Annotated in this window: 20 protein-coding genes and 1 pseudogene; 3 read left to right on the forward strand and 18 right to left on the reverse strand. The window is 70.5% G+C overall.

Going from position 1 to position 22,002, the window contains the following annotated elements:
- From E2651_RS44110 to pgsA, 15 genes and pseudogenes are all read right to left on the reverse strand, one after another.
- Positions 1-252: pseudogene (locus E2651_RS44110) on the reverse strand (endonuclease III); the annotation flags it as partial.
- A gap of 232 nt (positions 253-484) precedes the next feature.
- Positions 485-1,033: an adenine phosphoribosyltransferase gene (locus E2651_RS24565; RefSeq protein ID WP_135333383.1), complete on the reverse strand. Its 549-nt coding sequence runs from the start codon at positions 1,031-1,033 to the stop codon at positions 485-487.
- Positions 1,030-2,142 (reverse strand): protein translocase subunit SecF, encoded by a 1,113-nt coding sequence (gene secF, locus E2651_RS24570; RefSeq protein ID WP_135333384.1) that lies wholly within the window; start codon positions 2,140-2,142, stop codon positions 1,030-1,032. Before secF ends, E2651_RS24565 begins: the two co-directional genes overlap by 4 nt.
- A 1-nt stretch (position 2,143) precedes the next feature.
- Positions 2,144-3,904, reverse strand: a complete 1,761-nt coding sequence (gene secD / locus E2651_RS24575; RefSeq protein WP_135333385.1) for a protein translocase subunit SecD — start codon at positions 3,902-3,904, stop codon at positions 2,144-2,146.
- A 169-nt stretch (positions 3,905-4,073) separates the two neighbouring features.
- Positions 4,074-4,544: a preprotein translocase subunit YajC gene (gene yajC / locus E2651_RS24580; protein ID WP_135333386.1), complete on the reverse strand. Its 471-nt coding sequence runs from the start codon at positions 4,542-4,544 to the stop codon at positions 4,074-4,076.
- Between the two features lie 165 nt (positions 4,545-4,709).
- Positions 4,710-5,792, reverse strand: coding sequence for a Holliday junction branch migration DNA helicase RuvB (gene ruvB, locus E2651_RS24585; protein ID WP_135333387.1), 1,083 nt, complete (start codon positions 5,790-5,792; stop codon positions 4,710-4,712).
- A gap of 27 nt (positions 5,793-5,819) precedes the next feature.
- A complete protein-coding gene (gene ruvA, locus E2651_RS24590; protein ID WP_135333388.1) occupies positions 5,820-6,428 on the reverse strand; it encodes a Holliday junction branch migration protein RuvA in 609 nt (202 codons plus the stop codon).
- Positions 6,425-7,000, reverse strand: a complete 576-nt coding sequence (gene ruvC / locus E2651_RS24595; RefSeq protein ID WP_135333389.1) for a crossover junction endodeoxyribonuclease RuvC — start codon at positions 6,998-7,000, stop codon at positions 6,425-6,427. The genes ruvA and ruvC overlap by 4 nt, the downstream gene beginning before the upstream one ends.
- Positions 7,001-7,132: 132 nt before the next feature.
- Entirely contained in the window at positions 7,133-7,885 is a 753-nt protein-coding gene (locus tag E2651_RS24600; RefSeq protein ID WP_135333390.1) for a YebC/PmpR family DNA-binding transcriptional regulator, read from the reverse strand.
- A 75-nt stretch (positions 7,886-7,960) separates the two neighbouring features.
- Positions 7,961-8,566, reverse strand: coding sequence for a pyridoxal 5'-phosphate synthase glutaminase subunit PdxT (pdxT, locus tag E2651_RS24605; protein ID WP_135333391.1), 606 nt, complete (start codon positions 8,564-8,566; stop codon positions 7,961-7,963).
- On the reverse strand, positions 8,566-9,480 hold the full coding sequence (pdxS, locus tag E2651_RS24610; protein ID WP_135333392.1) for a pyridoxal 5'-phosphate synthase lyase subunit PdxS: 915 nt from the start codon (positions 9,478-9,480) through the stop codon (positions 8,566-8,568). Before pdxS ends, pdxT begins: the two co-directional genes overlap by 1 nt.
- Positions 9,481-9,616: 136 nt before the next feature.
- Positions 9,617-10,162, reverse strand: a complete 546-nt coding sequence (locus tag E2651_RS24615) for a hypothetical protein (RefSeq protein ID WP_135333393.1) — start codon at positions 10,160-10,162, stop codon at positions 9,617-9,619.
- Between the two features lie 74 nt (positions 10,163-10,236).
- Positions 10,237-11,397 carry a glycosyltransferase family 4 protein gene (locus tag E2651_RS24620; protein ID WP_135333394.1) on the reverse strand — a complete coding sequence of 387 codons (1,161 nt, stop codon included), beginning with the start codon at positions 11,395-11,397 and terminating at the stop codon, positions 10,237-10,239.
- Positions 11,394-12,320, reverse strand: a complete 927-nt coding sequence (locus E2651_RS24625) for a phosphatidylinositol mannoside acyltransferase (protein WP_135333395.1) — start codon at positions 12,318-12,320, stop codon at positions 11,394-11,396. Before E2651_RS24625 ends, E2651_RS24620 begins: the two co-directional genes overlap by 4 nt.
- Complete coding sequence (gene pgsA, locus E2651_RS24630; RefSeq protein WP_135333396.1) at positions 12,317-13,006, reverse strand: phosphatidylinositol phosphate synthase; 690 nt, start codon at positions 13,004-13,006, stop codon at positions 12,317-12,319. The genes E2651_RS24625 and pgsA overlap by 4 nt, the downstream gene beginning before the upstream one ends.
- A gap of 258 nt (positions 13,007-13,264) precedes the next feature.
- Here pgsA and E2651_RS24635 point away from each other — a divergent pair, with 258 nt between their 5' ends.
- Positions 13,265-15,463: an elongation factor G-like protein EF-G2 gene (locus E2651_RS24635; protein WP_135333397.1), complete on the forward strand. Its 2,199-nt coding sequence runs from the start codon at positions 13,265-13,267 to the stop codon at positions 15,461-15,463.
- Between the two features lie 177 nt (positions 15,464-15,640).
- Positions 15,641-17,308 (forward strand): hypothetical protein, encoded by a 1,668-nt coding sequence (locus E2651_RS24640; RefSeq protein WP_135333398.1) that lies wholly within the window; start codon positions 15,641-15,643, stop codon positions 17,306-17,308.
- A gap of 107 nt (positions 17,309-17,415) precedes the next feature.
- On the opposite strand, the gene E2651_RS24645 is transcribed toward E2651_RS24640, so the two are convergent.
- Positions 17,416-17,979: an HIT domain-containing protein gene (locus E2651_RS24645; RefSeq protein ID WP_135333399.1), complete on the reverse strand. Its 564-nt coding sequence runs from the start codon at positions 17,977-17,979 to the stop codon at positions 17,416-17,418.
- 67 nt (positions 17,980-18,046) lie between these two features.
- Here E2651_RS24645 and E2651_RS24650 point away from each other — a divergent pair, with 67 nt between their 5' ends.
- Positions 18,047-18,703, forward strand: coding sequence for a potassium channel family protein (locus E2651_RS24650; protein ID WP_135333400.1), 657 nt, complete (start codon positions 18,047-18,049; stop codon positions 18,701-18,703).
- 58 nt (positions 18,704-18,761) lie between these two features.
- On the opposite strand, the gene thrS is transcribed toward E2651_RS24650, so the two are convergent.
- Both thrS and E2651_RS24660 read right to left on the reverse strand, forming a co-directional pair.
- Positions 18,762-20,738: a threonine--tRNA ligase gene (thrS, locus tag E2651_RS24655; protein WP_135333401.1), complete on the reverse strand. Its 1,977-nt coding sequence runs from the start codon at positions 20,736-20,738 to the stop codon at positions 18,762-18,764.
- A gap of 129 nt (positions 20,739-20,867) precedes the next feature.
- A partial coding sequence (locus tag E2651_RS24660) for a hypothetical protein (protein ID WP_135333402.1) occupies positions 20,868-22,002 on the reverse strand: 1,135 nt, incomplete at its 5' end.

The following is a 22,002-nucleotide window of genomic DNA, read 5'->3' on the forward strand; positions in this document are numbered from 1 at the left end:
GGCCTCGGCGGGGGCCTTGGGGCGCGGCTGCTCGGCGGGCTTGTCGGCCTTGCCGCTGCCGCCGGGCGTGCTCGGTGCGGGCTTGGTGCTGGGGGCCGCGCTCTGCGACTGCTTCGCGGGCGTCGCGCTCTGCGCGCTCTGCGCGTTCTTGGCGGGCGTCGCGTCCTTCGCGGGCGCGGCAGTGCTCGCCGCCGCGCGCTCGGCCTGCTCTGCGGCCTTGGCGGCGGTGAGTGCCTTGGACTCGTCTGGCAAGAGCGCTCCCTGTGCGCGATCCGGGTCCCCCGGTCAGGCCCCGAAGAGCCCATGGTATCGATCCTGGACCTTCGGCTCGCCCTCAGCCCGTGAGACAGGTCTCAACGGGAGAAACACCTGAGGTTCTCCACACGGCGAACCTGAGCCCTCTACGGGGGAAACACCCGAGGCGGGCACCGGATTCCTCCGGGCCCGCCTCGGGGTGTGCGTCGGTCGGCTCAGACCGTGAGGCTCAGACCGTGATCAGTGCCTCCAGCGGGGCGCCCGCCAGGGCGGTCTCCAGCTTGGCGCGGCCGCCGAGGAAGCCGAGCTCCATGAGCACGGCCACGCCCGCGACCTGCGCGCCCGCCCTGCGGATGAGCCGCAGCGAGGCCTCGGCGGTGCCGCCGGTCGCCAGGACGTCGTCGATGACCATGACGCGGTCGCCCGCGTCGAGGTCCTCGGCGTGCACCTCGATCTCGGCACTGCCGTACTCCAGGTCGTAGGCCTGGCTCAGCGTCGCTCCGGGGAGCTTGCCGGCCTTGCGTACGGGGATGAAGCCGAGCCCGGCGCGGAGCGCGACCGGGGCGCCCAGGATGAAGCCGCGGGCCTCAAGGCCGACGATCTTCGTGGCGCCGCTGCGCACCGCGAGCTCCGCGAAGGCCTCGGTCAGCGCGGCGAAGGCCGCCGGGTCCGCCAGGAGCGGGGTGATGTCCTTGAACATCACGCCCGGCTCCGGGTAGTCCGCGACGTCCCGGATGCGGCTGAGCAGCAGCTCCGTGGTTGCCGTCGGCTCGCTCATCGGCGCTTCCCCGAGGGGCGGCCGCGGCCACGGCCGCGCGAGGCGGGCTGGGTGCGCGGTCCGACGACGCCCGCGGGGGCGGCGTCCTCCGGCAGGTCGTCCTGCGGCTCTTCGTCGTCCTGCGTCGCGCTCTCCGCGGACTCGCCCTTGGCCGCCGCGGCGGCACGCTTGGCGAGGACGCGCTTCTTGAGCGCCTTCATCTGCGGCTCGGTCTCCTTGAAGTCGGCGACGAGCGGCGTGGCGATGAAGATCGACGAGTACGCACCGGCCGCGAGGCCGACGAACAGCGACAGCGAGATGTCGTTGAGCATGCCCGCGCCGAGGAAACCGCCACCGATGAAGAGCAGGCCCGCCACCGGCAGCAGCGCGACGACCGTGGTGTTGATCGAGCGCACCAGGGTGCCGTTGATGCTGCGGTTGGCGATCTCGCTGTAAGTCCAGCGGGTCTGCTTGGTGATGTCCTTCGACTGCTCCTTCAAGCTGTCGAAGACCACGACGGTGTCGTAGAGCGAGTAACCGAGGATGGTCAGCAGACCGATGATCGTGCCCTGGGTGACCTCGAAGCCCACCAGGGCGTACACACCGACGGTGATCGTGATGTCGTGCACCAGGGCGATCAGCGCGGCGAGCGCCATCCGCCACTCAAAGGCGATCGCCAGGTAGATCACCACGAGGACCATGAAGATGATCAGGCCCGTCCAGGCCTTCTTGCTGATCTGCTCACCCCAGCTGGGGCCTACCAGGTCGGTGGACTTGATCTCCATGTTCTTCGACAGATCGGCCTTGATCTCGTCGGACTTGGCGGTGTCCACACCGGCGACCTGGATGCGCAGACCGCCGGAGCCGAGCTCCTGGACGACCGCGTCGTGGCCGGAGGCGTCCTCCGCGTACCGCTCCGCCTGAGCGACCGAGACGCTGGTCTTCGCGGTGTTGAAGACGGCACCGCCCTCGAACTCGATGCCCATGTTGAGGCCGCGCACCGCGAGGCCGACGATCGCCGTGATGGTGATCAGTATCGAGATGCCGTACCAGATCTTGCGCTTGCCGACGAAGTCGTAGCCGACCTCGCCGCGGTAGAGCCTGGCGCCGAGATTGCCGAGCTTCGACATCTCACGCCTCCTTCGGGTCGACGGGGGCGGTGGCACGGCGCGTGCGGCGCAGCGGGGGCTTGGCGCCGAGCCGCTTCGGGTCGAGCCCGGACCACTTGTGGCCGTTCGCGAAGAACGGCTTGCGTGCCATGAGCGTCATCAGCGGCTTGGTGAAGAAGAAGACCACGACGACGTCGAGCAGGGTGGTCAGGCCGAGCGTGAACGCGAAGCCCTGGACCTTGCCGACCGTGACGACGAAGAGCACCGCGGCCGCGAGGAACGACACGAAGTCGGAGACCAGGATGGTGCGCCGGGCACGCGGCCAGGCACGCTCGACGGCGGGCCGCAGCGTACGTCCCTCTCTGACCTCGTCCCTGACGCGTTCGAAGAACACGATGAACGAGTCCGCCGTGATACCGATCGCGACGATCGCACCACACACCGCGGGCAGGTTCAGGGTGAAGCTGATGGCCGGGCCGAGCAGCGTCATCAAGGTGTACGTCAGCGCCGCCGAGACCAGGAGGCTCGCGATGGCGATGAGCGACAGGCCCCGGTAGTAGACCACCAGGTAGATGATGACGAGCGCGAGGCCGATGGCGCCGGCGATCAGACCGGCGTGCAGCTGCTCGCCGCCGAGGGCCGGGCTGACCGTGGTGACGCTCTGCTCGTGGAAGGTGAGCGGCAGCGCGCCGTACGACAGGATGTTGGCGAGGTCCTGGGCCGACTCCTGGGTGAAGCTGCCGGAGATCTCGGCGTTGGCGCTCAGCGACTGGTTGACGCTGGGGGCCGACTCCACCACGCCGTCGAGGACGATGGCGAACTGGTTCATCGGCGGCTGCTGCTGCGAGAGCTTGCCGGTGGTCTTCGCGAACTTCTTCGAGCCGCCGCCCGTGAAGTCCATGTTGACGACCCAGGCACCCTGCTGGTTGATGGTGGCCTTGGCGTCGTCGACGTCCTTGCCGTTCAGCTCGGCCGGGCCGAGCACGTACTTCTCCCACTGCCCGGCGTTGTTCTTGCCACAGGCGATGGTCGGCTCGGAATCCTTGATGCCGTCACCGGCCTTGCCGCGCTGCGCCTTGTCGGTGCAGTCGAGGGCGGTGAACTTCTTCTGCAGGGCGGCGGTGGCCGGATCGGCCGACGGGGTCGGGGTCGGTGCCGCCTTGTCCTTGTCGCTGCCCTTGTCCGAGGACTTGGGGGACGGGGTGGCGTCGGCCTTCAGGCCGTCGGTGACGGCACGGCCCTGGGAGGTGGGCGTCGCCGTGGGAGTCGAGGAGGGCGTCGCCTTGTCCTCGCCCTTCTCGGTCGCCTTGTCCTTGTCCGTGCCCTTGTCCGTGCCCTTGCCGGACGAGCTGGCGGACGGCTCGGGGGTGGGCTCGCCGGCGGCCACCGTCAGGACGGGACGGAAGTAGAGCTGAGCGGTCGTGCCGACCTGCTCGCGCGCCTGCTTCTCGTTCGTGCCCTTGGGGATGTTGACGATGATGTTGTCTGCGCCCTGGGTCTGCACCTCGGCCTCGGACACACCCAGACCATTGACGCGGTTGTTGATGATGCTGACCGCGGTGTTCATGTTGGTCGGGTTGATCGCGTTCTTCTGGCCGGGCTCGTTCTTCGCCTGGAGCGTGATGCTCGTACCGCCGGCGAGGTCGATGCCGAGGCGGGGCGTGGTAGTCCCGGAGAGGAACATCCCGCCGGTGAGCGCCACGAGGGCGATCAGGATGAAGGCCAAAGAGCGGCCCGGCTTGCCCGGGGCGCTCTGCCTTCGGCCCTTCTTAGGTGCTGCCACCTTCTCGTTCTCCCTGTCCAACCGCCCGGCGTCCGGTGCCCTGCCCCGTCACTGAGCGGGGAGTTCCCAGGTGGGCGGCCATGAAATGGTGTCGAGACCCGTCACGAAACCCACGCACTGCGAGGACCGTGGCAGCGCGAGCGGCGCGCCCCACGGACCCCGGTGGTGGCTACTTCGCGTCGGACTCGCCGTCGGTCTTCTTCGGCTCGGCGTCGTCGTCCTCGGGAGCGGTGTCCGCGTCCTTCTTGCCGAGGTCGATGGGCGAGTCGTCGGAAGCGCCGGCGGCGGGCTCGTCGGTCTCGGTCAGGGAGGAGGCGTCGTCCGGGACGATGGGGGTGTCCGACTTCAGGTCGGCGCCCACGCCGTGGACGATGCGGTTGTACTCGTCGTCCTCGAGGACGGCGCCGATCGAGTTCTTCGCGTAAAACGCGTGCACGCCCGGAGCCACCTCAAGGAGGACCGCGTCGTCGTGAACCTCCTTGACGGTGGCGTACATGCCCCCGATGGTGCGGATGCCGGTGCCGGGCTGCATCTCGTTACGCATCGCCGCGGCCGCCTGCTGCTTCTTCTTGGCGGAGCGGGTCATCAGGAACATGGCCCCGATGAGCACGATGAACGGGAGGAGGGTCACGATATTCACGGGACGGAGTTTCCTTCGCATGACCGCGCAGAAAAGCGGCCTGATGGACGGGGGTGGGCTCACCGCCCACAAGGGACGGCATCGGCGGAGTCTAAGCGAGTCCGCACCTAAGGAACAACGCTCAGCATGGCACCGCAGTTCCTGACCGTGCGAGTACGCGCGCCGTCACGCCCCGAACAGGTCCCGTTGTCCGATTCCGCCCGCCTGGCGCGGGGGAACAAGGCCGAGATGCGCCCATGCCGCGGGCGTCGCGACGCGGCCGCGGGGCGTGCGGGCGAGGAGTCCCTCCCGTACCAGGAAGGGCTCGGCCACCTCTTCGACCGTCTCGCGCTCCTCCCCCACGGCGACGGCGAGCGTCGACAGACCCACGGGGCCGCCGCCGAAGAGCTTGAGCAGTGCCTCGAGGACGGCCCGGTCGAGCCGGTCGAGGCCGCGGCCGTCGACCTCGTAGACCTTCAGGGCCGCGCCCGCGATCTCCCTGTCGATCTCTCCGTCGGCCTTGACCTGCGCATAGTCGCGCACGCGGCGCAGCAGACGGTTGGCGATACGGGGCGTGCCGCGGGAGCGTCCCGCGATCTCGGCGGCGCCGGCCGGGTCGATGGCCACGTCGAGCAGCTGTGCGGAGCGGTGGACCACCCGCTCCAGCTCTGCCGGCTCGTAGAACTCCATGTGGGCGGTGAACCCGAAGCGGTCGCGCAGCGGCGGCGGAAGCAGCCCCGCGCGGGTGGTGGCGCCGACCAGGGTGAAGGGCGGCAGTTCCAGCGGGATGGCGGTGGCGCCGGGGCCCTTGCCGACGATGACGTCGACGCGGAAGTCCTCCATCGCCATGTAGAGCATCTCCTCGGCGGGCCGCGACATCCGGTGGATCTCGTCGAGGAAGAGGACCTCGCCCTCCTGGAGGGAGGAGAGGATCGCCGCGAGGTCGCCCGCGTGCTGGATGGCCGGGCCACTGGTGATGCGGATCGGGGCGCCCATCTCGGCCGCGATGATCATGGAGAGGGTGGTCTTGCCGAGGCCCGGGGCGCCGGAGAGCAGTACGTGGTCGGCGGTGGCGCCCCGCGCACGGGCCGCGCGCAGGACCAGGTCGAGCTGCTCGCGGACCTTCTCCTGGCCGATGAACTCGCCCAGGTCCTTGGGACGCAGGGCCGCCTCGACCGCCTGGTCCTCGCCGTCGGCGACCGAGCCCACGAGCCGCTCGGCCGCGGCGGGCGCGGCGGTCGCGTCGTCAGTCGTGTCGTCCCAGTTCATGAGGTGTGCCTCGCGGTGATCGGTGGGTCAGCGGGTGCGGTTCAGCGTCTGCAGGGCGGCCTTGAGGAGCTGGCCCACCTGCGGCTTCTCGGACGCCTCGGCCTGCGGGGTGACGGCGGCGACGGCCTCGTCGGCCTCGCGCGTGGCGTACCCGAGGCCGATCAGCGCCGCGTGCAGCTGGTCGCTCCAGCCGGAGGTGACGGCCTTGCCGATCGCGGGGCCACCCGTGCCGAGAGGCTCGCCCAGGCGGTCCTTGTACTCCAGGAGAAGCTTCTGGGCACCCTTCTTGCCGATGCCGGGGACAGCGGTGAGCGCCTTCTCGTCACCGGTGGCGACCGCGCGGCGCAGGGCGTCCGGGCTGTGCACGGCGAGCATCGCCTGGGCAAGCCGCGGTCCGACACCGCTCGCGGTCTGCAGCAGCTCGAAGGTCTGCCGCTCGTCGTCGTCCGCGAAGCCGTACAGGGTGAGCGAGTCCTCCCGTACGACCAGGGACGTGGCGAGCTTGGCCTGCTGGCCGACGCGGAGCGTGGAGAGCGTGTTCGGCGTGCACTGGACGGCCATGCCGATGCCGCCGACCTCGACCACCGCGGCATCGGGGGCGAGGGCGGCGACGGGGCCGCTGACGAAGGCGATCATGCGGTACGGCCTTTCTGGGCTGTCGGGGTCTTCGATGCGTGCAGGGCTGCGGCCTGCTGAAGGCGGTTCTGGGCGACGGCCTGCTGGAGGCGGTTCTGCGCGGGGGCGCGCCAGATGTGGCAGATGGCGAGGGCGAGTGCGTCCGCCGCGTCGGCGGGCTTCGGGGGCGCGTCGAGTCTCAGGAGCCTCGTCACCATCGCTCCGACCTGCGCCTTGTCGGCCCGGCCGCTGCCGGTGACGGCGGCCTTGACCTCGCTGGGCGTGTGCAGGGCGACGGGGATGCCGCGGCGCGACGCGCAGAGCATGGCGACGGCGCTCGCCTGGGCGGTGCCCATCACCGTACGGACGTTGTGCTGGCTGAACACCCGCTCCACGGCGAGGACTTCGGGCTCGTACTCGTCGATCCACTGCTCGATGCCCTGCTCGATGGCGACGAGGCGGTGGCCCAACTCGGCGTCCGGCGGCGTCCGTACGACACCGACGCCGCGCAGGGTCAGCGGCCGCCCCGCGACTCCGTCGACGACGCCGACGCCGCACCGGGTCAGCCCGGGGTCCACCCCCAGTACGCGCATGCGCGCCCTCCCCTCGTCGCGGCGGCGATCTTCGAACTTCACGCCAGGCTATCCGCTGCCACTGACAACAGCGGCGGGCCGGTGGACGTGTGTCCCACCCGGCCCGCCGAAACTGCTCAGCTCGCGGCAGCGCTACGCGTCGACCTTCTCCATGACCTCGTCGCTCACATCGAAGTTGGCGAAGACGTTCTGCACGTCGTCGCTGTCCTCGAGCGCGTCGATCAGCTTGAAGATCTTGCGCGCGCCCTCTTCGTCCAGCTCGACCTGCATGGTCGGGACGAAGTTGGCGTCTGCCGAGTCGTAGTCGATCCCGGCGTCCTGCAGCGCGGTGCGGACCGCGACCAGGTCGGTGGCCTCGGAGAGCACCTCGAAGGACTCACCCAGGTCGTTGACCTCTTCGGCGCCCGCGTCCAGGACCGCGCCCAGGACGTCGTCCTCGGACAGCTCGCCCTTGGGGACGATCACGACGCCCTTGCGGTTGAAGAGGTACGAGACGGAGCCCGGGTCGGCCATCGAACCGCCGTTGCGGGTCATGGCGACACGGACGTCCGATGCGGCTCGGTTGCGGTTGTCGGTGAGGCACTCGATGAGCACCGCGACACCGTTGGGGCCGTAGCCCTCGTACATGATCGTCTCGTAGTCGGCGCCGCCGGCTTCGAGACCGGCGCCACGCTTGACCGCGGAGTCGATGTTCTTGTTCGGCACCGAGCTCTTCTTGGCCTTCTGGATGGCGTCGAAGAGGGTCGGGTTGCCGGACACATCGGCGCCGCCCGTGCGGGCCGCGACCTCGATGTTCTTGATCATCTTCGCGAAGAGCTTGCCGCGCTTGGCGTCAATCACGGCCTTCTTGTGCTTCGTCGTAGCCCATTTAGAGTGGCCGGACATCTGCCTGTCTCCTTCGCGTAACCCAACCAGTACGAACTCCCCGCCACCTTAAGGCCCGGGGAACCCCCGGAGATCCTACAAGGATCCCGCCGCGGCGTTCCCGCGCACCATCCCGACGAACAGCTCGTGCACCCGGTGGTCGCCCGTCAGCTCGGGGTGGAACGACGTGGCGAGCGCGTTGCCCTGGCGTACGGCGACGATGTGCCCCTCGTGCTCGGCGAGCACCTCGGCGCGGGCGCCGACGGACTCCACCCAGGGGGCGCGGATGAAGACGCCCTCCACGGGAGCGCCCTCGATGCCGGCGATGTCGACGGCCGCCTCGAAGGACTCGTTCTGTCGCCCGAAGGCGTTGCGCCGCACGATCATGTCGATGCCGCCGACCGTCTCCTGCTCCGAACGCGGATCCAGGATCTTGTCGGCGAGCATGATCATGCCCGCGCAGGTGCCGTACACCGGCATACCGGCACGCACGCGTGCCCGCAAGGGCTCCAGGAGGCCGAACAGCGTGGCCAGCTTGGAGATGGTGGTGGACTCACCGCCCGGGATGACCAGGCCGTCCACCTCGGCGAGCTCTTCGGGGCGCCGGACCGGCCTGGCCAGGGCGTCAGCCGAGGCCAGGGCGATCAGGTGCTCCCGTACGTCCCCCTGAAGGGCGAGGACGCCCACTACGGGAGTGGTCATTACCAGCCCCGGTTCGCGTAGCGCTCGGCCTCGGGCAGGGTGTCGCAGTTGATGCCGACCATGGCCTCGCCCAGGTTGCGGGACGCGTCCGCGATGACCTTGGGGTCGTCGTAGAAGGTGGTGGCCTTCACGATGGCGGCGGCGCGCTTGGCCGGGTCACCGGACTTGAAGATGCCGGAGCCGACGAAGACGCCCTCGGCGCCGAGCTGGCGCATCAGAGCGGCGTCGGCGGGGGTGGCGACGCCACCGGCCGAGAAGAGGACCACCGGCAGCTTGCCCAGCTCGGAGACCTCCTTGACCAGCTCGTACGGGGCGCGCAGCTCCTTGGCGGCGGCGTACAGCTCGTTGTTGTCGAAGCCGCGCAGCTTGGCGATCTCGTTCTTGATCTGGCGCAGGTGGCGCACGGCCTCGACGACGTTGCCGGTGCCGGCCTCGCCCTTGGAGCGGATCATGGCCGCGCCCTCGGCGATGCGGCGCAGGGCCTCGCCCAGGTTGGTGGCGCCACACACGAAGGGGGTCGTGAAGGCGAACTTGTCGCTGTGGTTGACCTCGTCGGCCGGGGTGAGGACCTCGGACTCGTCGATGTAGTCGACGCCGAGGGACTGCAGCACCTGGGCCTCGACGAAGTGGCCGATGCGGGACTTGGCCATGACCGGGATGGAGACGGCCTCGATGATCTCTTCGATCATGTTCGGGTCGGACATCCGGGCCACGCCGCCGTCCTTGCGGATGTCGGCCGGGACCCGCTCCAGGGCCATGACGGCGACGGCGCCGGCGTCCTCGGCTATCTTCGCCTGCTCGGCGTCGACCACGTCCATGATGACGCCGCCCTTGAGCTGCTCGGCCATGCCGCGCTTGACGCGCGCGGTGCCGGTCTCGGGCGACTGGTTGCTGCTGGAGAGGGTGCTGGACACGGAGTTGACCTCGCTTGCTGAAGACGGGTTCCTACTTCTACGAGAAAACGCCCCGCGACCAGTCCACAGCAAGGGCCAATGATTGACCGGTGGCTCATTTTTCCCGTACGCCCCTGGTCAGAGCCGCGCGGTGGCGCTACGTGGTCGCGCGGTCCGCGAGCGCCACCGGCGGCTCGTCGTCCATCTCGAAGGCCATGGGGAACGGCGCGTGCCCGGCCAGGCGGAACCAGCGGACCTTGCGGTGCCTGCGCAGGGCGCGGGCCGCGCGTACGGCGTCGTTGTGGAAGCGCCTGGCCATCGGCACCCGGCGCACGGCCGCTGCCAGCTCGCTCGCCGCCTCGTCGCCGCCCGGTGCCTCGCGCACCGCCTCGACCTGCTGCGCCTCGCCGAAGATCGCCCGCAGCGCCTGGCTGAGCTCGCTCTCGGCGACCTCGCGCTGCTCCTCCTCCGCCTGCCGGGCGGCGTGCGCCGCCTCGTAGAGCACGATGGAGGCCGCGGGGTCGAGCACCCCCGACGTGGCCAGCTCCTGGGCCACCGAGGCGCGGCGCAGCAACTGCGCGTCCAGGGCGGCGCGGGCGGCGTCGATGCGCGCGTGCAGCCGGTCGAGCCGTCCGGCGGTCCAGCTCAGATAGAGGCCGATCGCGAAGAGGGCTACCGCGATCCAGATCAGTGTGGAGGTCACCGGCCTGAGGCTAGTCGAGGCGGCCGGGCCGCTTCACCGCCGGGCGCCCCCAACACCCGGCGACACCTCGGCGTTCAGTCGCGCGCGAGTCCGAACCGCGCCCGCAGGCCCGTCCGTTCGTCCGCGGCGACCGCCGCCGCGCCGTCGGTCACCGTCTCGTACACGGAGAGGATGTCCGCGCCGACCGTCGACCAGTCGAAGCGGCGTACGTGCTTGCTGCCGCGCTCGCGCAGCTCCTCGCGGCGCTCGGGATCGCCGAGCAGCCGCAGGGCGGCGGAGGCCAGCGAGTCGGCGTCCTCGTTCGTGAAGAGGTCGCCCGCCGCGCCCTGGTCGAGGACCTGTGCGAAGGCGTCCAGATCGCTGGCGAGGACGGGTGCGCCCGCGGACATCGCCTCGACCAGGATGATCCCGAAGCTCTCACCGCCGGTGTTGGGCGCCACGTACACATCGACACTGCGCAGCAGTCGCGCCTTGTCCTCGTCGCTCACCATGCCGAGGAACTCGACCCGCGAGCGCATCTCGGCGGGCAGCGATGCGACGGCCTCCTCCTCGTCGCCGCGCCCCGCGACCAGGAGCCGGGTGTCCGGCCGCTCCGCGAGGATCTTCGGCAGCGCCCGCATCAGCACCGGCAGGCCCTTGCGCGGCTCGTCGATGCGCCCGATGAAGCCGATCGTCTCGCCCTGCCACTCGGCCTTGGGCTCGACGCCGGCGAAGAAGTCGACGTCGACGCCGTTCGGGATGACGACCGCGTCGCCGCCCAGGTGCTCGACCAGGGTGCGGCGCGCGTACTCGCTCACCGCGATGCGCGCGCTGATCTTCTCCAGGGCGGGCTGCAGGATCGGATACGCCGCGATCATGGCCCGGGAGCGCGGGTTGGACGTGTGGAACGTCGCGACGATCGGGCCCTGCGCCGCCCAGCAGCTGAGCAGCCCGAGCGACGGCGAGGTCGGCTCGTGGATGTGGATCACGTCGAACGTGCCGTCGTGCAGCCAGCGGCGCACCCGCGCGGCCGACAGGAACCCGAAGTTGAGCCGGGCCACCGAGCCGTTGTACGGCACCGGAACGGCGCGGCCCGCCGACACGACGTACGACGGAAGCGGTGTCTCGTCGTCCGCCGGGGCGAGCACGGACACCTTGTGCCCCAGGCGGATCAGGTGCTCCGCCAGGTCGCGGATGTGGAACTGGACGCCGCCCGGGACGTCCCACGAGTAGGGGCAGACGATCCCGATCTTCACGGCGTCGCCTCGTCAGACCCCTGACCGGGCCCCTTCGCGGGGTCCAGATCGGCGAGCCACAAGCGTTGCAGCATGTGCCAGTCCTCCGGATGGTCGGCGATACCCGTGGCGAAGGCGTCTGCCAGCGCCTGCGTCATGACAGACGTCTTCTCCGTACGAGTACCTGTCTCGGGGACATCGATGGGTGCGTGCACGCGACCCTTCATGATCGGTGAATCGTCGTACCAGAGCGTCACCGGAAGCAGCAGCGCACCGGTCTGCTGGGCGAGCAGCGCGGGCCCCGCGGGCATCCGCGCGGTGTCGCCGAAGAACTTGACCTCGACGCCGGAGGCCGACAGGTCGCGGTCGGAGACGAGGCAGACGAGGCCGCCCTCGCGCAGCCGCCGGGCAAGCGTGCCGAAGGCTGAGCCGCCCTCGTGCGGCAGGACCTCCATGCCGAGGCCCTCGCGGTAGGCGACGAAACGGTCGTACAGCTTCTCGGGCTTGAGCCGCTCGGCGACCGTCGTGAACGGCGTCTCCAGCTTCGTGGTGACCCACACGCCCGCCAGGTCCCAGTTGCCCAGGTGCGGAAGCGCGAGGATGACGCCCTTGTCGGAGGCGAGAGCGTCGGTCAGATGGTGCACGTCCTTGGGGACGAAGCCTTCCTTGACGCGTTCCCGGCTCCAGGACGGCAGCCGGAAGGACTCCATCCAGTAGCGCAGATACGAGCGCATGCCCGCGCGGGACAGCTCGGCGAGGCGCTCGGGGCTCGCGTCGGGCACCACGCGCGCGTAGTTGGCCTCCAGGCGCAGGACGCCCTTGCCGCGGCGCTTCCACACGGCGTCGGCGATGGCCTTGCCGAGCCGCACGGCCACCGGTTCGGGGAGCTTCTTGACCGTGCTCCAGCCGGCCCCGTAGAGCGCGTCGGTCAGCCGGTCCTTCACGACGTCGCCTCGCTGCCCTGTGCCTCGGCCCCGGCGCCGGGATCGGCATCGGCCGCCGCGTCCGCCTCGGCGGACTCCCGGCGCACGGTCACCACGCGCTGGACGAGGGTGACGAGGCTGCCGATCGCGACGATCCACAGCGCGATGGGCAGCAGGATGTCGATGCCGGGGACCCCGAACTTGTGCAGCCCGGCGAAGCCCGCGGCGACCAGCGAGATCACCAGGCGCTCGGCGCGCTCCACCAGGCCGTTGACCGCGACGGGCAGGCCGATCGCCTCTCCGCGCGCCTTCGTGTACGAGACGACCTGGCCGCTGGCCAGGCAGAAGATGGAGACGGCGCACAGGATGTTGTTGTCGCCGGAGCCCGCGTACCAGAGCGCGAGGCCGCCGAAGATCGCGCTGTCGGCGACCCGGTCGAGCGTCGAGTCGAGGAAGGCGCCCCAGCGGCTCGAGCGGCCCAGCTGCCGCGCCATGTTCCCGTCGACGAGGTCGGAGAACACGAAGAGCGTGATCACGACCGTGCCCCAGAAGAACTCCCCGCGGGGGAAGAAGACCAGCGCTCCCGCCACCACACCGGCCGTACCGATGAACGTGACCGCGTCGGGGCTGACCCCGCGGCGGATGAGAAACGCGGCGAACGGTGTGAGAACACGCGTGAAGAATGCACGCGCGTACTTGTTCAGCATGGCCTTCCCGAGGGGTCGGTGAACCGCGCGGCCCTGTTGGCCACCGGCTGGCCCATCGTAGTCACGCCCTTGACGGAGCGGCTCGCCCCCTCACGATCGCGTACGACGTATGGACGCACCGTGACCCGAGTGGAAAGCTCGAAAGCACAGCGGGCGTCGCCGGAGCCGACCCGCACGCGGCCCCGCGTGTCCGATAACAGCCAGCATCCCCGAGGGGGCTGAGCCTCCTCTTCGAGCACGTGACCGGGAGGCCAAGGCATGGGCGACAAGGCACACGCACACCCCGGAGCCGCCGGCAGGGCAGCGACGGCCGACCAGCCCGCGTCCGTACGGAATGTGGTGCTGGTCGGCCACAGCGGATCGGGCAAGACGACCCTGGTGGAAGCCCTCGCGCTGACGGCGGGGGCGGTGAACCGGGCGGGCCGCGTGGAGGACGGCGGCACCGTCTCCGACTACGACGACATCGAGCACCGGCAGCAGCGCTCGGTACAGCTGTCGCTGGTCCCCGTCGAATGGGGCGGCTTCAAGATCAATCTTCTGGACACTCCCGGATACGCCGACTTCGTCGGGGAGCTCAGGGCCGGTCTGCGCGCCGCGGACGCGGCCCTTTTCGTGGTCTCGGCGGCCGACGGCGTGGACGGCGCGACCCGCATGGTGTGGGAGGAGTGCGCGGCGGTCGGCATGCCGCGGGCCATCGTGGTGACCCACCTGGAGGCGGCCCGTGCCGACTTCACCGAGATGACACGGACCTGCGCCGAGGCCTTCGGGGCCGACGACCCCGATGCCGTCCTTCCGCTGTATCTGCCGCTGCACGGCGCCAAGGGTCCTGACGGGCACGCGCCGGTGACGGGCCTGGTCGGGCTGCTCTCGCAGCGGGTCTTCGACTACGCCTCCGGGGAGCGCAAGGAGTCCGAACCGGGCGAGGACCAGCTGCCGCTGATCGAGGAGGCCCGCAACAAACTGATCGAGGGGATCATCGCCGAGAGCGAGGACGAGTCCCTCATGGACCGCTACCTCGGCGGCGAGGACATCGATTTCAAGACGCTCGTGGACGACCTGGAGCGCGCCGTGGCGCGCGGCATCTTCCACCCCGTGCTCGCGGCGGCGCCCGCCGCCGAAGGCGCCCGGCAGGGCATCGGCACGGTCGAGCTCCTCGAGCTGATCACGGGCGGCTTCCCGACCCCCCTGGAGCACCCGGCGCCCGCCGTCACCACACCGGACGGCAAGGCGCGGCCCGCGCTCGGCTGCGACCCCGAAGGACCGCTGGTCGCCGAGGTCGTGAAGACCGCGTCCGATCCCTACGTAGGACGCGTCTCCCTCGTCCGGGTCTTCTCCGGCACCCTGCGCCCCGACGAGACCGTGCACGTCTCGGGGCACGGCCTCGCGGACCGGGGCCACGAGGACCATGACGTCGACGAGCGCGTGGGCGCGCTCTCCTCGCCCTTCGGCAAGCAGCAGCGCGTCCTCGCCCAGTGCGTCGCGGGCGATCTGGCCTGCGTCGCCAAGCTGAACCGCGCCGAGACCGGCGACACCCTGTCGACGAAGGACGACCCCCTCCTGATGGAGCCGTGGGACATGCCGGACCCACTCCTTCCGCTGGCCATCCAGGCACACAGCAAGGCCGACGAGGACAAGCTCTCCCAGGGTCTTTCGCGGCTGGTCGCCGAGGATCCGACGATGCGCCTGGAACAGAACCAGGACACCCACCAGGTGGTCCTGTGGTGTCTGGGCGAGGCCCATGCCGATGTCGCCCTGGAGCGGCTGCGCAGCCGGTACGGCGTCCAGGTCGACGTCGTCGCCCACAAGGTCTCCCTTCGGGAGACGTTCGCGGGCAGGTCCGGCGGCCGCGGCCGTCATGTGAAGCAGTCCGGCGGCCACGGGCAGTACGCGATCTGCGAGATCGAGGTCGAGCCGCTGCCCGGCGGCAGCGGCATCGAGTTCGTCGACAAGGTCGTGGGCGGCGCCGTGCCCCGGCAGTTCATCCCCTCCGTCGAGAAGGGCGTACGGGCGCAGGCCGCGAAGGGCGTGGCCGCCGGGTATCCGCTCATCGACGTACGCATCACGCTGCTCGACGGCAAGGCGCACTCGGTGGACTCCTCCGACGCCGCGTTCCAGACGGCGGGCGCGCTCGCGCTGCGCGAGGCCGCGGCCGACGCCAGGATCCATCTCCTGGAACCGGTCGCCGAGGTGCAGGTCCTGGTCGGTGACGACCACGTGGGATCGGTGATGAGCGACCTGTCGGGGCGGCGCGGCCGGGTGGTCGGCACCGAGCAGGCGCCCGGCGGGCGCACGCTCGTACGGGCCGAGGTCCCCGAGATCGAGATCGGCCGGTACGCGGTCGACCTGCGGTCCCTCTCGCAGGGCACCGCACGCTTCAGCCGCAGCTACGCCCGGCACGAACCCATGCCCCCGCAGCTCTCCGAGAGGATCCGTGAACAGGCCCAGGACGTCTCCTAGTTGAGGTCCCGTCAGGGATCCGGCCGCCGGATGCCGCTGGCTCTCTCCCCTCCGGGCGAGCGGCATCCGGCCGCCCCATGACGGATGTCGGTGCGCACCGATACGCTGATGACCTGATCAACAGGTGTGCCAGAGACGGAAGTCGGGAAAAGCCGCAGCAGCGAGGTTCTTGCGGCGATGGGGGCGGCAGTGGCGGACGACGTATTCGACTTCAAGCCCGGCGCGCAGGTCCCGCTGTCGGGGGCCGCGGGCCAGACAGCGGCGACGCACGCCCTCGCGTCGGCCGCGTACCGCGACAGCAAGGCCGACAAGATCCTCGACGCCAACAGCGAGTGGCACAAGTCCGAGGTGAAGGGCGGTCTGTTCAAGCTCTTCGCGCCCAACCTGGGCGAGGCGTTCGCGCGCGCCGTCCAGATGCGGATGCTCGGCGGCGCCCGCAAGCCGCTCATCCAGTCCTTCGGGACGGAGCCGCAGTCGATCGTCGAGCACTGCCTCGCGGCGAACAACATCCGCAAGGACCGCGACCGCTGGCTCACCGCCGTGATGGCGGTGTGCGGGCTGCTCTTCCTGCCGGGCCTGCTCGCCTGGCTCCTGGTCTTCGCGGGCCGCCAGGCGGTGATCAAGAAGGACGACAAGCGCGCGAACGCGATCGCGACGGCCGTCCTGGTCGCCGTGGGCATGCTCGCCGTGATCTTCCTCCTCAGGCTGCCGTTCGGCGGCTTCTGGGCCTGGTACGTACGGGCCGCGATCGTGGTCCCGGTGGCCGGCTGGTTCTGGGCCAAGCTGATCGCCGAGCGCACGGCCAGGGATCTGCGCGAGCGCTGGGACAGTCTCCTCGCGGGCGGCGGCATCGGCGCCAAGATCCCCGAGGCGGTGCCCGGCAGCCCCGGCGAGACGGCGGCCGAGCGGCTGCGCCAGGGCCTCGCGCGCCTGTCCGCCGAGCAGCAGAGCAACTCGGTCTTCTACGCGGGCCCCAAGGGAATACTGGGCATGGGCACCCGCTGGGGCAGCTGGCAGCTCGCCGAGGAGCTGGTCGCCGAGAAGGACGGCACGGAGATCCACCCGTTCCGCAGCTGGGACGTCATACGGGCGGTGCACGACCAGCTGCGCATGCTGGAGCGCGGCCCGCTGCACACGGGCGGCTTCCCCGCCCCGTCGATAAAGCACTGGATCGTCTCCCCCATCGGGGAGAACGCGAAGGCGGTGGCCCGCCCCGGCGGCACGGACGTCGAGGCCTTCCAGGTCCGCGGCCACGAGATACAGCGGATCTGCAACGAGCAGCAGTTCGGCAGCGGCGACCGCCACTATCTGGGCGTCCAGTTCACGCTCTGGGACGGCCAGTTGGTGATCACGATGCTGATCACGGTGACCGTCCTGCACGAGACCCTGCGCATCGAGGTCACCGGACACGCGCTTGGCCCGGTGCACTCGCTGTTCACCAGCAAGCCCGACCCCAAGACGAAGACCGTCGCCAAGCCGATCAAGTTCTGGGAGACCACCGACCGCAAGCTGCCGCTGGTCGACGCGGACGAGGTCGTACGCCTGGCGGTCCGCGCCCCCTTCACGTGGTACCCGCCGCTCCTGGACTACCTCGGCGGCAAGCTGGTCCTGCCCGAGCCCTTCGGCCTGCGGCACGCCTGGGCGGACAAGCCGTGGCGGCACCGCTTCATGGCCGACGACGCGCTGCGCGCGGCGACGCCGGTGCTGCGTGTGGTGCACTCGGCGGCCATCAAGGTCCTTCAGGAGAACGGCGTCGGCACCGAGAAGTTCGGCGCACGCTCCGGCTTCCTCAGCGGCGCGGTCCAGGACCCGATGCCGAGGAAGGCGGATGTGTACGACGCCTAAGCGCTCCGCTGGAAGTGCCGCGAGGTGCCGTCAATCGTCTGCGGCACCATCGTGGCTGGTCGCGCAGTTCCCCGCGCCCCTTTCGGGGCGCGGCATGCCCCGCCGACCTAGAGGGCGGCGGGCCAGGCGTCGGCCAGCATCTTGCGGGTGTCCGCGAGCAGCTGCGGGAGCACCTTCGTGTGCCCGACGACCGGCATGAAGTTCGTGTCCCCGCCCCAGCGCGGCACGATGTGCTGGTGCAGGTGCGCGGCGATGCCGGCGCCCGCCACCGTCCCCTGGTTCATGCCGATGTTGAAGCCGTGCGCGCCGGACGCGGTCCGCAGCGCCGTCATCGCCTGCTTGGTGAACTCGGCGAGCTCGGCGGTCTCGAGCGCCGTCAGCTCCGTGTAGTCGGCGACGTGCCGGTAGGGCACGACCATCAAGTGGCCGCCGTTGTACGGGTAGAGGTTGAGGACCGCGTACACCTGCTCACCGCGCGCGACGACCAGGCCGTCCTCGTCGGATTTCGCCGGGATGGAGCAGAAGGGACAGCCGTCGTCGGCCCCCGGACCGCTCGGCTTGTTCTCGCCCTGGATGTACGCCATCCGGTGGGGCGTCCACAGGCGCTGGAACGCGTCCTGCGTCCCCACTCCGATCTGCTGCTCCGGCTCACTCGTCATGCTGTGCAGCATATGACTTCGCCCGTTCGGAGCGTGTCGGCGGGGCTGCCGCCCGCTGCCTCACGGCGAAGCTGGGCCGATGACCGATGACAGCCGTCAGGCACGCTGGGAGAACCGCACCGAGGCCCCGCTGGCCATGGCGTCGATGCTGTTCCTGGCCGCGTACGCGGTCCGGGTGCTTGCCCCTGGGCTTCCGGAGGTGTGGAAGGACCTGTGCCTTGCGCTCACCCTGGCCGCCTGGGCGGCGTTCGCCGTGGACTACGCGGTGCGGTGGCGGCTGAGCGGGCAGCGGCTCCGTTTCGTACGCAGCCACTGGCTGGACACCCTGGTCCTCGCGCTGCCGCTGCTGCGGCCGCTGCGGATCGTCCGGCTCTACGATGCCGTCCAGCGCCGGAACGAGGCGCCGCGCCTGACCCTGCACGCGCGCGTGATCGCCTATGCGGGAATCTGCGCGCTGCTGCTCGGCTTCGCGGCTTCGCTGGCCGTCTACCAGCAGGAGCAATCGGCGCCCGACGCCACGATCCGTACGTTCGGCGACTCCGTGTGGTGGGCCTGCACCACGCTGTCGACGGTCGGATACGGCGATGCGACGCCGGTGACTCCGGTGGGACGGCTCATCGCGGTGGGCCTGATGTTCTGCGGCCTCGCCCTGCTCGGCGCGGTGACCGGGTCGTTCTCGTCCTGGCTGCTGCAGATCTTCACGCGCGGGGACGAGAAGAGGCCCCCGGGAAGCTGAACCTCCCGGGGGCCTCGAACCCCGCATCTGCCTCGAACCCCGCCATCGCGGGGAAAGGTCACACCTGCTCGCGGCGCTCCACCACGTCGGCGAGCTTGGCGAGGGCTTCCTCGCGCGGAATGCCGTTCTCCTGCGAGCCGTCGCGGTAGCGGAAGGAGACCGTGCCCGCGTTCATGTCGTCGTCACCGACGATGATCATGAACGGGACCTTCAGCTTCTGCTGCGTCCGGATCTTCTTCTGCATGCGGTCCGAGGAGGCGTCCACCTCGACCCGCAGGCCCTTCTTCTTGGCGTCGGCCGCGAACTCCTGCAGGTACGGGACGTGCGCGTCGCCGACCGGGATGCCCACCGCCTGGACCGGGGCCAGCCACGGCGGCATCGCGCCCGCGTAGTGCTCGAGGAGCACCGCGAAGAACCGCTCGATGGAACCGAACAGGGCACGGTGGATCATGACCGGCCGCTGCTTGGTGCCGTCAGGTCCGGTGTACTCCAGGTTGAAGCGCTCCGGCAGGTTGAAGTCCAGCTGCACGGTCGACATCTGCCAGGTGCGGCCGATGGCGTCCTTGCACTGCACGGAGATCTTCGGGCCGTAGAAGGCGGCGCCGCCCGGGTCCGGGACCAGCGGGAGGCCCTGCTTCTCGGCGACCTGCTGCAGCGTCGCGGTGGCCTCTTCCCAGACCTCGTCCGAGCCGACGAACTTCTCCGGGTCCTTGGTGGAGAGCTCCAGGTAGAAGTCGGTCAGGCCGTAGTCGCGCAGCAGGTTCAGGACGAAGGTGAGCGTCTTGTCGAGCTCCTCCGCCATCTGCTCCTTGGTGCAGTAGATGTGCGCGTCGTCCTGGGTGAAGCCGCGGGCACGGGTCAGACCGTGCACGACGCCGGACTTCTCGTACCGGTACACGGTGCCGAACTCGAAGAGGCGCAGCGGCAGTTCACGGTAGGAACGCCCGCGCGCATCGAAGATCAGGTTGTGCATCGGGCAGTTCATGGGCTTGAGGTAGTAGTCCACGCCCTCGTCGAGCTGCATGGGCGGGTACATGCCGTCGGCGTACCAGTCCAGGTGGCCCGAGGTCTCGAAGAGCTTCCCCTTCGTGGCGTGCGGGGTGTAGACGAACTCGTACCCCTCCTCCTCGTGGCGGCGCCGCGAGTAGTCCTCCATGACCCGGCGGATGATGCCGCCCTTGGGGTGGAAGACCGCGAGGCCCGAGCCGATCTGCTCCGGGATGGAGAAGAGGTCCAGCTCGCTGCCGAGCTTGCGGTGGTCGCGCTTCTCGGCCTCGGCGAGGAACTCCAGGTGGGCCTTGAGCTCGTCCTTGGTGGGCCAGGCGGTGCCGTAGATGCGCTGGAGCATCGGGTTCTTCTCGCTGCCGCGCCAGTACGCCGCGGCGTTGCGCATCAGCTTGAACGCCGGGATGTTGCGGGTGGTGGGCAGGTGGGGACCGCGGCAGAGGTCCTTCCAGCACAGGTCGCCGGACTTCGGGTCGAGGTTGTCGTAGATGGTCAGCTCGCCGCCGCCCACCTCGACATCCGCGCCGTCGTCGCTGGACGCGGAGCCCTTGATGCCGATGAGCTCCAGCTTGTACGGCTCGTTCGCGAGCTCCTCGCGGGCGGCCTCGTCGGTGACGACGCGGCGCGAGAAGCGCTGGCCGCGCTTCTGGATCTCCTGCATCTTCTTCTCGATGGCCTTGAGATCCTCGGGCGTGAACGGCTTCTCGACGTCGAAGTCGTAGTAGAAGCCGTCCTTGACCGGCGGGCCGATGCCCAGCTTGGCGTCCGGGAAGAGCTCCTGCACGGCCTGTGCCATCACGTGCGCGGTGGAGTGCCGCAGGATGTTCAGGCCGTCCTCGGAGGAGATCTCGACCGGCTCGACCTCCTCGCCGTCCTGGACGGCGTACGCGAGATCCTTCAGCTCGCCGGCCACACGCGCGGCGACGACGGTGCGCTCACCGGGGAAGAGTTCCGCGGCCGTAGTGCCCGTCGTCACCACGCGCTCTTCCCGCTCGGAATCGCGTTGGATGATCACACGGACGTCTGACACCGGTCTCTCCTTGCTGAAGGGGTCGCGGCAGATCTGCTCCTGCGCGCGAAACGAATCGTACCGAGCCGGGGGCGCCCATCGCGAAACGGTTATCCCCGGGCCCCGGCCAGAGCTCGCTTCGGACCCGCCTCAGTCGCCGCTGCAGGCCTCCTCGAAGAAGTCGATGTTCTCCTGGAGCGACTTCATCAGGCGGTCCCGCTCCGCCTCGTCGACCTGTACGGGCACCACCCCGGACGCCCCGGTGAGCCGCCGGAAGCCGCCCCGGCTCTCCAGGCGTCCGTGCACCCGGATCGGAAGGCCCACCAGGTGCGCGTGCCCGGCGATGCGGTAAGCCTCCTCGTCCAAGGTCATCCGTACGTGGTGGACGTCCGCCCCGGCGAGCACGCGGACCCGCACGGTGCCGTCCCCGCGCGGCCCCGACCGCCGCATCCGCACCACGGCCCCCGTGATCCGCACCGCCACCGCCGGCTCGTCCCGCAGATAGCGGGCGCCCGCCTCCCGCAGGACCGGCAGGTCACCGGGCGAGAACTCGACGGGCTCGGCATGCTGGGCGCAGCCATCGGGCGCCCCGGCGGCGGGCGCCCACGCCACGGCGATCCGCGCGCCCTCCGTGCCCCGCACCAGGGCCGCGATCGCCTCCGTGAGCTCATGGCTGACGCCCGCCTCGACGGCCCCGTCGAAGGCGTCCATGCCGCCGGTGGCGCGCTGATAGTCGACGGCCTCGCGGGCGGCGTACAGCGCCTGATGCAGCCGCACCGCGAGCTGCCGCCCGGTCAGGACGGGCACGAACGCGGTGAGCTGCCGCCCGCCGGGGGCGGGCCCGACGAGGACGTTCTCCAGGGATGCGGCGGCCGGCCCGCGGTGCCGCGCGCCGTAGTACCCGGCGCGGCCGCGCGCCGCCAGGGCGCCCGCGAGCAGCATCTGCCGTGCCGCCGCCCGCAGTTGTTCCTCGGCCGTCCAGGTCGCGGCGCCCGCGAGCCCCGCCGGGACATCCCGCCACCAGCGGATCTCGTCGCTGGGCACGGCGAGACCGACGAGCACGTCGCGGGCGGACGGCGACGCGCTGCGGGACAGCGCGACGAGTGCCTCGCCGATCAGGTCCTCGCAGTCGGGGAAGGCCCTGCTCTCCGGTACGAGGAGACTGGTGCCGCCGCTTCCCGGTCCTGGCGGGGTCCACCGGGCATAGCGGCCCGCCGCTCCCCCGCGCCGGTGCCAGCCGTGCCGGTCGAGCAGCGCGCCGAGCACGGCGGGGTCGACCTGGGCG

This window comes from Streptomyces sp. MZ04 (assembly GCF_004684775.1).
Taxonomy (GTDB): Bacteria; Actinomycetota; Actinomycetes; order Streptomycetales; family Streptomycetaceae; genus Streptomyces.